Origin of the sequence: Acinetobacter sp. YH12069, assembly GCF_013419675.1 — a bacterium.
GTDB classification, from domain to species: Bacteria; Pseudomonadota; Gammaproteobacteria; order Pseudomonadales; family Moraxellaceae; genus Acinetobacter; species Acinetobacter amyesii.
In genome coordinates, this window is record NZ_VOZS01000005.1 from 161,118 (window position 1) to 177,069 (window position 15,952).

The window sequence follows — 15,952 nt, forward strand, 5'->3', positions numbered from 1 at the left end:
TGTTTTTACTTTAATCGACATGAAGTCAATGAACGGTAAACACCCAAATTGAGAGCAAAATCATGAGCGCTTTTCAACCGATAAAAAAAACTTTAGCACGCGTATTTGCAGGCCCTGTCTTTGACCCAACAAAACAGTCTGCCGTTGTTCCTATTCGTCATATGAAATTTGATTTCGAGCCAGAAAAAATTGATCCAAAATTTTATATGAATGCAGAATTGGCCAGTGCCTATTTTGCATCTTTATCTATTTTCTTAACCCGTGGCGAAGATTTAGTGATTGATACTGCTCGATATCATCGCGACTTTATTCAAGATCCTGTATTAAGACAACGTGTCACGTCGTTGATTGGGCAAGAGGCCATTCATTCACGTATGCATGAAGAAATGAATGAAGCATATCGCGCAAGAAATCTGCCTGTGCAATTTTTTAGAAAGTTAGAACATTACGTCTTTGCCTATGGCTTTGAACGTATGCCGCAGCCAATGAAATTATCCTTAATGGCGGCTATTGAACATTTCACCGCAGTGCTTGCGGAATACATGATGAATCATGAAGAAATTTTCTTTAGTTCAATTGATGAAAAGCAGCGCGCTATTTGGATGTGGCATATGTTGGAAGAGTCTGAACACAAAGACATTGCCTATGATGTTTATCAAGAATTATCTGGTAATTATGCTTTACGTATTGCCGGTTTTTTCCCTGCATTAATTACCATTTTGGGTTTAATTTCAATTGGTGCATCGATTGTCCCGTTCTACAGAAAGCCATCGAACCTGATTAGCCTAAGTTATTGGAAGGATGTTCCGCGCAGTTTCCAACTGATTTTTGGTTTAAAAGATGGTGTCTATGGTAGCAGCCTCGGGCATATTTTTGACTATTTAAGACCAAGTTTTCACCCGAATGACCATGACACTTCTGCATTTCTTGAATATTACAAAAAGCGTTTGTTGAACCCTGTTGATGGTGTGTTAACACCTTATTTTGTCAAAGAATTTACCCCAGCATTAAAACGATAAAAGGACAAAACCATGGGTCTATTTGGAAAAAAGAATAAGCCAAGTGAAAACGCCTACGCGGTGGTTACTGGTGCAGGCAGTGGTATAGGAAGAAGCTTTGCTTTGGAGTTGGCACGTCGTGGTGGGACAGTGGTCTGTGCCGATATTCATCTAGAAGCAGCGCAAGAAACGGTTGATCAAATTCAATCCATGACCTCATCAAACGCATATGCAGTGCAGTGTGATGTCGGTAAGGCTGAAGAAGTTAAAGCACTGTCAGAGCAAGCTGAGCAGTTGATGGGGCATGCTGTGACCTTAGTGATCAACAATGCAGGCGTCGGGCTGGGTGGTAAATTTGATGAACTGAGTTTAGACGACTGGCAGTGGTGCATGCATGTCAATTTGTGGGGTGTGGTGCATGGCTGCCATTATTTTGTACCCAAGTTGAAACAAAATAAGCAGGGGGGCGCGATTATTAATGTTGCTTCTGCTGCGGCATATACCGCTGCACCGGAAATGACAGCATATAACGTGACGAAGTCGAGTGTGTTGGCATTGTCTGAAACTTTATCGGCAGAGCTTAGATCGGCAAATATCCGTGTGAATGTACTGTGCCCAACCTTGGTGCCGACCAATATCATGAAAAATGGACGCTTGCCCAATCGATATTCAGGCTTGGCTGATCAACTGCTGATGAATCATGCATTTATGACGAGCCACGATGTCGTCAATTTGACATTGAATAATTTAGATGCTGGGAAGTTGTATACCATTCCGCAACCTGATGCCAAATTATTTTGGTGGTTAAAGCGTTTATCCCCGCAAACCTATACTCGTTTATTGGGGGTGGGTTATCCCTTATTTAACAACTATATTAAAAAGTCGGGAGCAAAAGCATGAACATGCCGACACAATTACATGACGAAGATGTAAAAGCATTAGATCAAGAGAAAACTCAAACTAAAAAGGCAACAACGCAAACTAATGTACGTCGTCCTGTAACGTCTTCTGCCAAAGCAAAAAAAGCAGTACAAGACCAATCAGAGTCAGAGCCTAGCCTAGAAAAACCAAGCGTAGAAAATCAAGTGCGTGTCTACGATACCATTGTGATTGGTGCGGGGATATCAGGTTTAGCTGCTGCTCATCAAATGAATGAACGGGGTTATACCGATTATGTGGTTTTAGAAAAAGCCAATCGCGTGGGAGGAACATGGCGCGACAACACCTATCCAGGTTGTGGATGTGATGTTCCTTCGGCGTTGTATTCTTTTTCATTTGCGCCGAGTCATAAATGGAGTCATTTATTTGCCAAGCAACCTGAGATTCTGAACTATTTAGAAGATGTTGCGGAGCAGCATGCGCTGTATCGCAACATTCAGTTCAACTGTGAATTAATTGCAGCGGAATGGAATGAGCAATTAAAGCAATGGCAATTAGAGACGAGCAAAGGTAAGTATGCGGCGAGAACGGTGATTTTTTCCACTGGGCCGATTACTGAACCTCAAATTCCAAAAATTAAAGGTATTGAAAGCTTTGAAGGTGAAATGTTCCATTCTGCGCGATGGAACCATGCCTATGACTTAAAAGATAAACGTATTGCCGTGATTGGTACGGGGGCATCTGCGATTCAGTTTATTCCTCAGGTTCAACCTATTGCCAAAAATGTGGTGGTGTTTCAACGGACAGCACCATGGGTATTACCAAAAGCAGATTTACCACTGAATGACCGTGCGAAAGGCATTATTACCCGCTTTCCAGCTGTTCAAGAAACTTGGCGCAAAAGTGTAGCTGGTATATTAAATGGTATCAATTTAGGACTGCGTAATCCTTCACTTTTAGAGCCTGTGAATTATTTAGGTCGTCAGTTGTTGAAAACACAAATTCAAGATGCTGAATTACGTGAAAAAGTTACACCAAACTTTTCTATTGGTTGTAAGCGTCTTTTATTTGCCAATAACTATTATCCTGCTTTGCAGCAAGCCAATGTTGAACTTGTGCCACATGGTTTAGTTGAAATAGAAGGTAATACCGTCATCGCTGCGAATGGTGAACGTCATGAAGCCGATGTTATTATTTGGGGCACAGGTTTTGAAGTTTCTCATCCGCCGATTGGACAACGTGTAAAAAATGCCAAAGGGGAGTTATTGTCAGAACTTTGGAAAAACAGTTCTCCTGAAGCGTTTTTGGGTACCAGTATCGCGCAAGTACCTAATGCCTTCTTGGTGCTCGGGCCAAATATTTTGGTTTATGACTCATTCATTGGGATTGCAGAAGCACAGGTTGGGTATATCGTCGATGCCTTGGTAAAAATGAAACAAGAGAAGATACAACGGCTTGAAATTAAGCCAAATGTATTGGCCTATCACAATGCAAAAGTGCAGACACATCTACAGACGACAGTCTTTAATAGTGGCGGCTGTAAGAGCTATTACTTAGATGCCAATGGGCGCAATTTTGCAGCTTGGCCGTGGTCACTGAAACAGTTAAAGCAGCGTCTTAAACATGTGGATTTGGCAGATTATGAGACTGTTGCTTAGAGACTTTGGTTTAATAAATGTCGCTTAACTCGATAAGCCAAAATGAAGCATCATCAATATTTAAACCTTTTGTTTACAGCCTAATTTCTACGTGGCATTGGGCTTTTTTTATGACGATATCTGATGAAACAGTGTGAGATTTTCTAGAAAATGGCGATTTAAAATACACTCAGCAATAAACAGCATACTTTATAGCTTGTGAGGCATCGTTTTATCTAATGATTGAGCAGGAAAATTCAGTCAGATGGGGCTGTTTAATAGCGAAAAATAAATCTAGTTGCATAAAAAAACCGCCCCAAAGGGACGGTTTTTAGATTCGCACAATTCTTTCGAATTAACGACCTTGGATATCGCGTTGAGTTTCGCCAGTGTAAAGCTGACGAGGACGACCGATTTTGTAAGGTGCGCTGTGCATTTCTAACCAGTGGCTGATCCAACCAACAGTACGTGCAAGAGCGAAGATTACTGTAAACATTTCTGTTGGGATACCAATCGCTTTAAGGATGATACCTGAGTAGAAGTCTACGTTAGGGTATAGGTTACGTTTGATGAAGTATTCGTCAGAAAGCGCAATACGTTCAAGTTCCATAGCCAAAGCAAGTTGTGGATCGTTGATACCAAGTGCAGTTAACACTTCGTCACAAGTCTCTTTCATTACTTTCGCACGTGGATCGAAGTTTTTGTAAACTCGGTGACCGAAGCCCATAAGTTTAACTTCTTTAGTTTTCACTTTTTCCATGAACGGAGCAACGTTTTCTACAGTGCCGATTTCATCAAGCATCTTAAGAACAGCTTCGTTCGCGCCGCCGTGAGCAGGTCCCCATAGAGCCGCGATACCCGCAGCGATACATGCGTATGGGTTAGCGCCAGTAGAACCAGCAAGACGTACTGTAGAAGTAGACGCGTTTTGTTCGTGGTCAGCATGAAGCGTGAAGATACGGTCCATTGCTTTAGCAAGAATAGGGTCAACTTTGTAATCACGGTCTGCAGGAGTAGCAAACATCATGTACAAGAAGTTTTCTGCGTAGCTTAAATCGTTACGTGGGTAAACGAATGGTTGGCCTACTGTGTATTTGTAAGTCCAAGCAGCTAAAGTAGGAACTTTAGCGATTAAGCGAATAGCAGTGATTTCGCGGTGGTCAATGTTTTCAACATCGAAACCGTTGTGATAGAACGCAGAAAGCGCACCAACAACACCACACATGATCGCCATAGGGTGAGCGTCACGACGGAAACCATTGAAGAAACGGCCAACTTGATCGTGAACCATAGTGTGGTTACGAACTTTAGCATCGAATTCTTGTTTTTGTTCAGCAGTAGGAAGCTCGCCGTTCAAAAGAAGGTAGCAAGTTTCTAAGTAGTCTGCTTTAGTAGCAAGCTGGTCGATTGGGTAGCCACGGTGTAGAAGAACACCTTTACCGCCGTCAATGAAAGTGATTTTAGATTCACAAGCAGCCGTTGAGACAAAACCAGGATCAAAAGTAAAGTGACCTGCGGCCAACACATCTTTAACGTCAATTACATCTGGGCCTAGAGTGCCACTGTAAATTGGTAAGTCAATTTCTTTGCCATCAAGCTGTAAAACGGCTTTTTTGCCAGTTGCTTCAGACATTCAATAGATCTCCTGTCCTGGTGAATGTTTTATCTGACTCAGTACTAATCTTTTAATGCGAGAATCAGACGGATCAAAAATTTGCTCTAAGATTAGAGGGAACTGAAATTTTGTCAATTATACTTATGGATATAAATTGAGGATCATTCCTTGGAATGAAGCACAATTCATCCGCTTAAAAAATGAGTAAAATCACAGTGCCGACGCAGTATAATAAGTCAAATTGCAGGGGAGGTGCAGATTAAAAAAAGCCTATTGCCTTAATTGTAAGCAATTTTTAATTCTTAAAAACTCTGAAACAAATATGAATTACAAGACCGCTATTTCATTAAATTATTATAATTTTCGTAACTTACACACATCTGTGGCTCTAAATTGCTGTTTTCTTATTCATAATTAAAACGACTTAATCGCCCTTAAAAAAAAGTTCGTTTGGTTAAAAAATAGTTAATTAAACGCCTTTAAGAGCTTAATAAATGATCATTTTTGTCATTTGAAAGGTAAAAAATGGCGTTTTATTAAACAGATTTGCTGTTGCTGAGATTTTTATGCACAGACTAAGTTCTTATTTCGTTTCATGATCTTTGAGTTTTATCATTTGAGAAAATGATGCACATTTATTTTTATGATTATGGCTTGGCGAATGTGTTGGAAGATTTTAAAATGTAGTGGGAAAAGAAAGATTTAGATTTGTTCATCTTTAGTCTAAAAGTTTAAATCGCTATATACACACAAAAACAATAAGTTAAATTTACATTTAACTGATTAAAACCAACAAGATAGTCTGATTTTCTTAGATAAATAAGGTATTTGTTTTTAGAAAAGTTATTGTTAATGATTCTTATTTAAGGATATTTTGCAAAATTCCTAATTGTCTTCGTTTGTGTTTTGAAAGTTCACGTTTTATAATTCCCTGTCGTTTATAAGATCAGACAGCTGCAGAGTTTATTATATTGTAATGTCTGACTATGCTAGCTTTCCTACGAATTAATTCCAACAAACTCCGGATGGAGTTTTTACTTACAGGATGCCCGCTGTGAAAAGCAACAGACCTGTCAATTTGTCCATGGGTCAAGTTTTAGACGTAAACTTAAAATCCCCTGTGGCTATTGCATCAATTTTACACCGTCTATCAGGTGTTATCGTATTTTTACTCGTACCGGTCCTTCTTTGGATTTTAGACAAATCTTTATCTTCACCTGAAGGTTTTGCGCAAGTTCAAGCTGTGTTTGACAGCTTTATTGTGCGTTTTGTCGTATGGGTATTTGTAGCCGGCTTAATTTATCACCTTATTGGTGGTATCAAGCATCTATTTGCAGATCTTGGCGTTGCTGAAGAACTTCAAAGTGGTCGTATCGCAGCTACTATTTCATTGATCTTGTCTGCAATCGGTATTGTTGCAGCATTTGTATGGATTGTTCTCTAATGAAAAGTGCTACAGGTTTAACAGGATCAGGTTCGCGCGATTGGTTTATCCAACGTGTAAGTGCCGTTGTATTGGCTGTTTATACTATTGTTGTGCTGGGCTGGATCCTTTGCAATAGCGGATTCACTTTTGAGCAATGGTATGGCTTTATGATGACAACACCAATGAAGATTTTATCTTTATTGTCTGTCTTATCTCTTGTTGCGCATGCTTGGATTGGTATGTGGCAAGTATTCACTGACTATGTGACTACTCGTCAAATGGGTCCTTCAGCAAACGGTCTGCGTTTAGTGCTGACTTCTGCAGTGATTGTTGCAGTATTTGCATACGCGATCTGGGCGATCCAGATTTTTTGGGCAAATTGATAGGAAAATATCATGGGCGCTATAACCCCTAAAGAAGATTACACAAATATTCCACACCTAACTTTCGATGCGGTCATCGTTGGTGGTGGTGGTTCAGGTATGCGTGCTTCTTACCAACTTGCTCAAGCTGGTTTGAAAGTTGCTGTACTGACTAAAGTATTCCCAACTCGTTCACACACTGTTGCAGCGCAGGGTGGTATTGGTGCATCTCTTGGTAACATGCAAGAAGATAACTGGCACTACCACTTCTACGACACAGTTAAAGGTTCTGACTGGTTAGGTGACCAAGACGCAATTGAGTTTATGACTCGTGAAGCGCCGCAAGTTGTATATGAACTTGAACACCTAGGTATGCCATTTGACCGTAACGCTGACGGTACAATTTACCAACGTCCGTTTGGTGGTCATGCTGCGAACTATGGTGAAAAACCAGTTCCACGTGCATGTGCTGCTGCCGACCGTACAGGTCACGCACTTCTTCACACGCTTTATCAAAGCAACGTGAAAATGGGTACTCAATTCTTCGTAGAATGGATCGCACTTGATTTGATCCGTAACGAAGCAGGCGATGTACTTGGTGTGACAGCAATTGACCAAGAAACGGGTAAAATTGCAGTATTCCAAGGTAAAGCTACATTGTTCGCTACTGGTGGTGCTGGTCGTGTTTACCGTGCATCTACTAACGCTTATATTAACACTGGTGACGGTCTTGGTATGGCAGCTCGTGCAGGTATTCCATTGCAAGATATGGAATTCTGGCAATTCCACCCAACAGGTGTTGCGGGCGCAGGCGTATTGTTGACAGAAGGTTGTCGTGGTGAAGGTGCGATCCTTCGTAACGATGCTGGTGAGCCGTTCATGGAACGTTATGCTCCGACACTTAAAGACTTGGCACCTCGTGACTTCGTATCACGTTCTATGGACCAAGAAATTAAGGAAGGTCGTGGCTGTGGTCCTAAGAAAGACTACATCTTGCTTGATATGACGCATCTTGGTGCTGAAACAATCATGAAACGTCTTCCATCTGTATTCGAGATTGGTAAGAAATTCGCGAACGTTGACATCACTAAAGAGCCAATTCCTGTAGTACCTACAATCCATTATCAAATGGGTGGTATTCCTACAAACATTCATGGTCAAGTGGTTGTTCCTGTATCTCGTGAAACTGAAGCTTTGGTTGCGAACTACAACAAAGAAACTGATGTGTACTCACACAACGCGGGCGACCGTGATTTCACTAAACCAGTGAAAGGTTTTTATGCAATCGGTGAATGTTCATGTGTATCTGTACATGGTGCAAACCGTCTAGGTACAAACTCATTGCTTGACTTGGTTGTATTTGGTAAAGCTGCTGGTGAACATATTGTTGACTACGTAACTAAACACCATGGTGATGAATACGCTCCATTACCTACAACTGTTCTTGAAAACACTTTGAATCGTGTTCGTCATCTTGATGAATCTACTTCTGGTGAAAATGCTCAAGAAGTTGCTGATGCAATCCGTGACATCGTTCAAGACCATGCTGGTGTATTCCGTACATCTGCACTTCTTGAAGAAGGTGTGAAACAGATTCTTGCGATCGAACCACGTGTACGCAACATTCACTTGAAAGACAAATCTAAAGTATTTAACACAGCACGAGTTGAAGCTCTAGAAGTTGAAAACTTGTATGAAGTTGCAAAAGCGACATTAATTTCTGCAGCTGCACGTAAAGAATGTCGTGGTGCGCATACAGTGGTAGATTTCGAATTACCACCTGATCATGCTGACTACCCATACGGCCGTCGTGATGATGAGTGGATGAAACACACTTTATGGTTCTCTGTAGATAACCGTCTTGAGTACAAACCAGTACGTTACAAGCCTTTATCTGTAGATGCTATTCCACCTAAACCACGTACATTCTAATTGGGAGAAGTAAGATGAGTAGAGGTACTCGTACATTTAATATCTACCGCTACGATCCTGATAAGGATGCAGCTCCGTACATGCAAACTTTTAAACTAGAGTTGACTGACAAGCACCGTATGTTGCTTGATGCGCTTCTAGCATTAAAAGTACAAGACGAATCATTAACATTCCGTCGTTCATGTCGTGAAGGTATTTGTGGTTCTGATGGTGTAAACATCAATGGTAAAAATGGTTTAGCGTGTCTTTGGAACCTAAACGACTTACCAGAAGTGATTACAATTCGTCCACTTCCAGGTCTTCCAGTTATTAAAGACTTGGTTGTAGATATGAATCAGTTCTACGATCAGTACAACAAAATCCATCCGTTCCTAATCAACAATCAGCCTGCGCCTCCTAAAGAGCGTTTGCAGTCTCCTGAAGAGCGTGAACATTTAGATGGTTTGTACGAATGTATTCTTTGTGCATGTTGTTCAACTTCATGTCCATCATTCTGGTGGAACCCAGACAAGTTCTTGGGTCCTTCAGCATTGTTGAACGCATATCGCTTCATCATTGACTCTCGTGATACAGCAACTCAAGAGCGTTTGGCTCGTCTTGACGACCCATTCTCATTGTTCCGTTGTAAAGGTATCATGAACTGTGTATCTGTATGTCCTAAGGGTCTTAACCCAACTAAAGCAATCGGTCACATCCGTAATATGCTTTTAGATCTTGGTTAATAGATTTAGCAGTAAAAAAAAAGCGCACCATTGGGTGCGCTTTTTTTGTCATATATAAAAATGATGATAGTGAAAGTTATTCGCTGTCATTGCAGAGTGCTATAAATGGATTTCATAGAAACGTAGTGAATTAAAAGTATAAAGTGATAGATAAATGGTTATTTATTGATGAAACGCTCGTTCAAGTCTGTCAAAAGGATTAGAAGATGTTATTATGTAACGTAGTAAAAAGAGAGAGGATAGGAATGTCAGCTCTCTTTTGTTTTTGTATATGAGATGAGGTAAAAATCGAACGTAGACTTTTGTCTTAATTGAAAGATCATTTTATATGTAGCACCATATCATAGATGAAAATACAAACAGTGTATTTCGCTAATTTATGAGAGGTATGTGTCAAAAAAATCAATTGAAAATGCTCGAACGTGTTAGCATTTAAAGTATCACTATATGTAAAAAATGACTTTGAATTGGGTACATTTTTTCTACAATTTAAGCGCTGTAGACGGTATATAAATGTTAATAAAGTCGCTTTAGAAAAGATAATTGCGAAAAATTTATTTTTTCTAAGATGATTTGCAAAAATTGCCCGATTTATGTCGGGTATTTCTCAATGAGTAATGATGCCGCTGAGGGCGTTATTGTTCATTAATCACATTGGGTAATCCTAATGTAGTGATAACGCCTCAAGGCTTAAGCCTAATGGGGACTAATGTCATATTACCAATTTGACATTACTAATCATGGGTTCGCTTAAAAAGCATCCTGAAATGTTTTGCAATAGGAAATGGGTCCACAAATGCAAGAAGTTGCTGACGCACTGCGTCTTGACACTGAACTTAGCGCTGACAGTGCAGCGTATATTGAAGAACTTTATGAGCAGTATCTAACGGCTCCAGACTCAGTAGAGGCTGATTGGCGTGAATACTTCGATAAATTCCCGAAAGGTGATCAACCACACAGCAATGTACGTGAGCAATTCCTATTATTAGGCCGTAATTCAAGCCGTGTTCAGCCTGTAGTGCAAAGTGCAGTAAGTTCTGAGCATGAACGCCGTCAAATCGGTGTATTACAGTTGATCGCTGCATACCGTAACCGTGGTCATCAAAACGCAAAATTAGATCCACTAGGTCTTGCAAAACGTGAAATCGTGCCTGATCTAGATCTTGCTGCGCATGGTTTAACTCAGTCTGACTTAGACACTGTATTTAATACAGGTAACCTTGCAATCGGTAAATCTGAAGCAACACTTGGTGAAATGGTTCAAGCAATGGAAGCAACTTATACTGCTTCGATTGGTGTTGAATACATGCACATTGTTGATACAAAAGAAAAACGTTGGATTCAACAACGCCTTGAAGGTACTCGTGGTCAATTTGGCTACACTGCAGACCAGAAAAAACATATCCTTGAACGTCTAACTGCAGCTGAAGGCCTAGAAAAATACCTTGGTAACAAATTCGTTGGTGCGAAACGTTTCGGTGTTGAAGGTGGTGAATCTTTCATTCCTATGGTGAATGAACTTATTCAACGTGCGGGTTCGGTAGGTTGTAAAGAAGTGGTTATCGGTATGCCTCACCGTGGCCGTTTAAACCTTCTTGTAAACATCATGGGTAAAAACCCAGCTGATCTATTTGGTGAGTTCGAAGGCAAATCTCTGCATAAAAAAGGCTCTGGTGACGTTAAATACCACCAAGGTTTCTCTTCAAACGTCATGACTCCGGGTGGCGAAGTTCACTTGGCATTAGCGTTTAACCCATCACACTTAGAAATCGTTGGACCTGTAGTAGAAGGTTCTGTACGCGCACGTCAAGTACGTCGTAAAGATATCGGTGGTGATGATGTATTACCAATCATCGTTCACGGTGATGCTGCATTTGCAGGTCAAGGTGTAAACCAAGAAACCTTCCAAATGTCACAAACTCGCGGTTATACCGTGGGTGGTACAGTTCATATCGTCGTGAACAACCAAGTTGGTTTCACAACGTCTGACCCACGTGATGCGCGTTCTACAGAATACTGTACTGACATCGCGAAAATGATCCAAGCACCGATCTTCCATGTGAACGGTGATGATCCTGAATCTGTATTATTTGTTTCTCAATTGGCACACGATTTCCGTCATACATTCCGTAAAGACGTTGTAATCGATATGTTCTGCTACCGTCGTCGTGGTCATAACGAAGCCGACGAGCCAGCTGCAACTCAGCCAATGATGTATCAAATCATCAATAAAAAAGCGACAACACGTACGCTTTATGCTGACAAGCTTGTACAAGAAGGTGTTCTTGATCGCGCTTCTGCTGATGCAATGGTTGAACAATATCGTTCTGACCTTGAAGCAGGTAAACACGTTGCAAATGCGTTGGTACTTGAGCCAAATACAAAAATGTTTGTGGACTGGAAACCTTACCTAGGCCACGAATACACAGACAAATGGGATACCACTTTCCCAATCGAACGTCTAAAAGAGCTTGGTGCGAAAATGCGCGAGCTTCCAGAAGGCTTCGTGATGCAACGTCAGGTTGCTAAAGTGATTGATGACCGTCTGAAAATGCAGACTGGTGAAATGCCATTGAACTGGGGTGCTGCTGAAACATTAGCTTACGCGTCTCTTCTAGATGAAGGTTTCCTTGTTCGTTTAACAGGTGAAGACGTTGGTCGTGGTACATTCTCACACCGTCATGCAAAACTTCATAACCAAGTAGATGGTTCAACTTACATTCCATTATGTAACTTGAAAGAAAACCAACCACGTACAGCTATTTATGACTCATTATTGTCAGAAATGGCGGTTCTTGCATTCGAATACGGTTATGCAACGACTCTTCCGAAGAGCCTTGTCATTTGGGAGGCGCAATTTGGTGACTTCGCAAACTGTGCACAGGTTGTAATCGATCAGTTCATCGCGTCTGGCGAAACTAAGTGGGAACGCGTATGTGGTCTGACTATGCTTCTTCCACATGGCTTTGAAGGTCAAGGTCCTGAGCATTCATCAGCTCGTTTAGAGCGTTTCTTACAGCTATGTGCTGAAGAAAACATGCAAGTGATCACACCGACTACACCAGCGCAGATTTACCATGCGATGCGTCGTCAAGCACTTCGTCCAATCCGTAAACCAATGATCGTGACTTCACCGAAGTCTCTTCTTCGTCACAAACTTGCAACCTCTACATTAGAAGAACTTGCAAATGGTTCATTCCAAACTGTGATCGATGAAATCGACAATATCAACAAGTCAGACGTAACTCGTCTAGTGCTTTGTGGTGGTAAGGTTTACTACGACTTACTTGAAAAACGTCGTGAAAAAGAATTGAACAACACAGCAATCGTTCGTATTGAACAATTGTATCCGTATCCAGAAGCACGTCTTGCTGAAGTTCTGGCACAATATCCAAACGTTAAAGAATTGGTTTGGGCTCAAGAAGAACCGAAGAACCAAGGTGCATGGTTATTCATCGCTCCGCGTCTGTATGACGACGTGATGAAAGCGGGCAAACAAGTTCGTATTAGTTATGCAGGTCGTGAAGCTTCTGCTGCACCGGCTTGTGGTTCACCATATTTGCACGCAAAACAACAAGCTCAGCTCGTAAATGATGCTTTAGCTATCGTAGCTGAATAACAGGAGATTCTTAATAATGGCAACCGAAATTAAAGCACCGGTATTCCCAGAGTCAGTTGCTGACGGTACAGTTGCAACTTGGCACAAACAACCAGGTGAAGCAGTATCACGTGACGAAGTGATTTGTGATATTGAAACAGATAAAGTTGTTTTAGAAGTTGTAGCTCCTGCTGACGGTACGATTTCTGCAATCGTTAAAAACGAAGGCGATACAGTTCTTTCTGCTGAGGTGATTGCGACTTTTGAAGAAGGTGCTGCTTCTGGCGCTGCTCAAACTCAAGCTGTTCAATCAGAAGAGAAAGTAGAACAAGCTGCTGCGCAAACTCAAGCGGGCGCTGCTCCTGTTGTTGAACGTGCTCAACCTGTTGCTGATCAAGCTCCTGCAGTGCGTAAAGCATTGACTGAGTCTGGCATTGCTGCTGCTGACGTTGCTGGCACTGGCCGTGGCGGTCGCATCACTAAAGAAGATGTTGCAAACCATCAAGCTAAACCAACTGCTCCTGCTGCTGCGCCATTAAGCGTTGCTGTTGGTGAACGTATCGAAAAACGTGTTCCTATGACTCGTCTTCGTAAGCGTGTTGCTGAACGTCTACTTGCTGCAACTCAAGAAACTGCAATGTTGACTACGTTCAACGAAGTAAACATGAAACCAATCATGGAAATGCGTGCACAATACAAAGATGCTTTTGAAAAGCGTCATGGTGCACGTCTTGGCTTCATGTCATTCTTTGTTAAAGCAGCAACTGAAGCACTTAAACGCTACCCAGCTGTAAACGCTTCGATTGATGGCAATGACATCGTTTACCACGGTTTCTACGACATCGGTGTTGCTGTATCAAGCGACCGTGGTCTAGTAGTTCCAGTTCTTCGTGATACTGACCGCATGAACTATGCTGAAGTTGAAAATGGTATCCGTGCATACGCTGGTAAAGCGCGTGATGGTAAATTGGGTATTGAAGATATGACTGGCGGTACATTCACTATTACTAATGGTGGTACTTTCGGTTCTTTGCTTTCTACACCGATCTTAAATACGCCACAAACTGCGATTTTGGGTATGCATAAAATCCAAGAACGTCCTATGGCTGTAAATGGTCAAGTTGAAATCTTGCCAATGATGTACTTAGCGCTTTCTTATGACCACCGTCTAATCGATGGTAAAGAAGCAGTAGGCTTCCTTGTAACAATCAAAGAATTGTTAGAAGAACCAGCTAAGCTAATCCTTGATCTTTAATACTTCAGAATAATGCAATGGGCTTAGAGCGATCCTCTAAGCCCATTTTTGGAGATACACATGTCTCAATTTGATTTAGTTGTTATTGGTGGCGGTCCTGGTGGTTATGAAGCTGCTATCCGCGCTGCTCAATTAGGCTTTAAAGTAGCTTGTATTGAAAAACGTATTCATAAAGGTAAACCATCTTTAGGTGGTACTTGCTTAAACGTGGGTTGTATCCCATCTAAAGCATTACTTGATTCATCTCACCGTTATGAAGATACCGTTCATCACTTAGATGACCACGGTATTACAACAGGTGAAGTGAAATTTGATCTTGCAAAATTACTTGATCGTAAAGACAAAATTGTTAACCAATTAACAATGGGTATTGATGGCCTACTTAAAGGCAACGGTATCGAATGGTTAAAAGGTACAGGTAAATTACTTGCAGGTAAGAAAGTTGAGTTTGTATCTCACGAAGGTGAAACTCAAATTTTAGAACCTAAATATGTAATCCTTGCATCGGGTTCTGTGCCAGTCAATATTCCAGTTGCTCCTGTAGATCAAGACATTATTGTTGACTCTACTGGTGCACTTGAGTTCCCAGAAGTGCCTAAACGTCTTGGCGTAATTGGCGCGGGTGTCATTGGTCTAGAGCTTGGTTCTGTTTGGCGTCGTCTAGGTGCTGAAGTAGTTGTATTTGAAGCAATGGATGCATTCTTGCCAATGGCTGATAAAGCTTTGGCAAAAGACTACCAAAAAGTATTGACTAAACAAGGCCTTGATATCCGTGTTGGCGCTAAAGTTGCTGGTACAGAAGTCAATGGCCGTGAAGTTACTGTTAAGTACACTCAAGGCGGCGAAGACAAAACTCAAACTTTCGATAAATTGATCGTTTGTGTGGGCCGTAAAGCATATGCAGAAGGTTTATTGGCCGAAGATTCAGGCATTAAACTCACTGAACGCGGTTTAGTTGAAGTAAACGATTGGTGTGCAACTTCAGTTGAAGGTGTATACGCAATTGGTGACTTGGTACGTGGTCCAATGCTTGCACATAAAGCAATGGAAGAAGGCGTAATGGCTGTTGAACGTATGCACGGTCACGCAGCTCAAGTGAACTACGACACAATCATCTCTGTCATCTACACACACCCAGAAGCGGCGTGGGTTGGTTTAACAGAAGAGCAAGCGAAAGAAAAAGGCCATGAAGTGAAGACTGGTCAATTTGGCTTTGCTGCGAATGGTCGTGCAATGGCTGCTGGTGAAAACGCAGGCTTTGTTAAGTTTGTTGCTGATGCGAAAACAGATCGTCTACTTGGTATGCACGTGATTGGACCTGCAGCGTCTGATATCGTACACCAAGGCATGATCGCGCTTGAGTTTGTGTCTTCAGTTGAAGATCTTCAGTTAATGACTTTCGGTCACCCGACATTCTCTGAAGTGGTTCATGAAGCTGCGCTTGCAGTCGATGGACGTGCGATTCACGCGATTCAGCGTAAACGTAAATAAGATGTAAAAAGAGCGGCTTAGGCCGCTCTTTTTTGTT

General features: G+C 41.5%; 11 protein-coding genes. 10 read left to right on the forward strand and 1 reads right to left on the reverse strand.

The window, feature by feature from the left end; genetic code table 11:
- Nucleotides 1-62: 62 nt before the first annotated feature.
- The 3 genes from FTU16_RS04650 to FTU16_RS04660 are packed head-to-tail and all read left to right on the forward strand — an operon-like array spanning nucleotide 63 to nucleotide 3,535.
- Nucleotides 63-1,019 (forward strand): metal-dependent hydrolase, encoded by a 957-nt coding sequence (locus tag FTU16_RS04650; protein WP_180162794.1) that lies wholly within the window; start codon nucleotides 63-65, stop codon nucleotides 1,017-1,019.
- 12 nt (nucleotides 1,020-1,031) lie between these two features.
- A complete protein-coding gene (locus FTU16_RS04655; RefSeq protein ID WP_180162795.1) occupies nucleotides 1,032-1,898 on the forward strand; it encodes an SDR family NAD(P)-dependent oxidoreductase in 867 nt (288 codons plus the stop codon).
- Nucleotides 1,895-3,535 carry an NAD(P)/FAD-dependent oxidoreductase gene (locus FTU16_RS04660; RefSeq protein ID WP_180162796.1) on the forward strand — a complete coding sequence of 547 codons (1,641 nt, stop codon included), beginning with the start codon at nucleotides 1,895-1,897 and terminating at the stop codon, nucleotides 3,533-3,535. Before FTU16_RS04655 ends, FTU16_RS04660 begins: the two co-directional genes overlap by 4 nt.
- Before the next feature lie 334 nt (nucleotides 3,536-3,869).
- Here FTU16_RS04660 and gltA read toward each other — a convergent pair whose 3' ends face one another.
- Nucleotides 3,870-5,147: a citrate synthase gene (gltA, locus tag FTU16_RS04665; RefSeq protein ID WP_078189909.1), complete on the reverse strand. Its 1,278-nt coding sequence runs from the start codon at nucleotides 5,145-5,147 to the stop codon at nucleotides 3,870-3,872.
- A 1,027-nt stretch (nucleotides 5,148-6,174) separates the two neighbouring features.
- Here gltA and sdhC point away from each other — a divergent pair.
- The 7 genes from sdhC (at nucleotide 6,175) to lpdA (ending at nucleotide 15,915) form a co-directional block, all read left to right on the forward strand.
- Entirely contained in the window at nucleotides 6,175-6,573 is a 399-nt protein-coding gene (gene sdhC / locus FTU16_RS04670; protein WP_078192993.1) for a succinate dehydrogenase, cytochrome b556 subunit, read from the forward strand.
- On the forward strand, nucleotides 6,573-6,938 hold the full coding sequence (gene sdhD, locus FTU16_RS04675) for a succinate dehydrogenase, hydrophobic membrane anchor protein (protein WP_078189907.1): 366 nt from the start codon (nucleotides 6,573-6,575) through the stop codon (nucleotides 6,936-6,938). The genes sdhC and sdhD overlap by 1 nt, the downstream gene beginning before the upstream one ends.
- A gap of 12 nt (nucleotides 6,939-6,950) precedes the next feature.
- Nucleotides 6,951-8,849: a succinate dehydrogenase flavoprotein subunit gene (gene sdhA, locus FTU16_RS04680; protein WP_180003914.1), complete on the forward strand. Its 1,899-nt coding sequence runs from the start codon at nucleotides 6,951-6,953 to the stop codon at nucleotides 8,847-8,849.
- A 14-nt stretch (nucleotides 8,850-8,863) separates the two neighbouring features.
- On the forward strand, nucleotides 8,864-9,571 hold the full coding sequence (locus FTU16_RS04685; RefSeq protein WP_078189905.1) for a succinate dehydrogenase iron-sulfur subunit: 708 nt from the start codon (nucleotides 8,864-8,866) through the stop codon (nucleotides 9,569-9,571).
- A 796-nt stretch (nucleotides 9,572-10,367) separates the two neighbouring features.
- A complete protein-coding gene (locus FTU16_RS04690; RefSeq protein ID WP_111884450.1) occupies nucleotides 10,368-13,190 on the forward strand; it encodes a 2-oxoglutarate dehydrogenase E1 component in 2,823 nt (940 codons plus the stop codon).
- Nucleotides 13,191-13,206: 16 nt separating this feature from the next.
- Complete coding sequence (odhB, locus tag FTU16_RS04695) at nucleotides 13,207-14,424, forward strand: 2-oxoglutarate dehydrogenase complex dihydrolipoyllysine-residue succinyltransferase (protein ID WP_180162797.1); 1,218 nt, start codon at nucleotides 13,207-13,209, stop codon at nucleotides 14,422-14,424.
- A 60-nt stretch (nucleotides 14,425-14,484) separates the two neighbouring features.
- A complete protein-coding gene (lpdA, locus tag FTU16_RS04700; RefSeq protein WP_078189903.1) occupies nucleotides 14,485-15,915 on the forward strand; it encodes a dihydrolipoyl dehydrogenase in 1,431 nt (476 codons plus the stop codon).
- Nucleotides 15,916-15,952: the final 37 nt, after the last annotated feature.

Bases quoted from the DNA above. Each gene is read 5' to 3' on its own strand.
- lpdA (WP_078189903.1), top strand. From the start codon at position 14,485: ATGTCTCAATTTGATTTAGTTGTTATTGGTGGCGGTCCTGGTGGTTAT.
- sdhA (WP_180003914.1), top strand. From the start codon at position 6,951: ATGGGCGCTATAACCCCTAAAGAAGATTACACAAATATTCCACACCTA.
- FTU16_RS04690 (WP_111884450.1), top strand. From the start codon at position 10,368: ATGCAAGAAGTTGCTGACGCACTGCGTCTTGACACTGAACTTAGCGCT.
- odhB (WP_180162797.1), top strand. From the start codon at position 13,207: ATGGCAACCGAAATTAAAGCACCGGTATTCCCAGAGTCAGTTGCTGAC.
- FTU16_RS04660 (WP_180162796.1), top strand. From the start codon at position 1,895: ATGAACATGCCGACACAATTACATGACGAAGATGTAAAAGCATTAGAT.
- FTU16_RS04655 (WP_180162795.1), top strand. From the start codon at position 1,032: ATGGGTCTATTTGGAAAAAAGAATAAGCCAAGTGAAAACGCCTACGCG.
- gltA (WP_078189909.1), bottom strand. From the start codon at position 5,147: ATGTCTGAAGCAACTGGCAAAAAAGCCGTTTTACAGCTTGATGGCAAA.
- FTU16_RS04650 (WP_180162794.1), top strand. From the start codon at position 63: ATGAGCGCTTTTCAACCGATAAAAAAAACTTTAGCACGCGTATTTGCA.
- sdhC (WP_078192993.1), top strand. From the start codon at position 6,175: ATGCCCGCTGTGAAAAGCAACAGACCTGTCAATTTGTCCATGGGTCAA.
- FTU16_RS04685 (WP_078189905.1), top strand. From the start codon at position 8,864: ATGAGTAGAGGTACTCGTACATTTAATATCTACCGCTACGATCCTGAT.
- sdhD (WP_078189907.1), top strand. From the start codon at position 6,573: ATGAAAAGTGCTACAGGTTTAACAGGATCAGGTTCGCGCGATTGGTTT.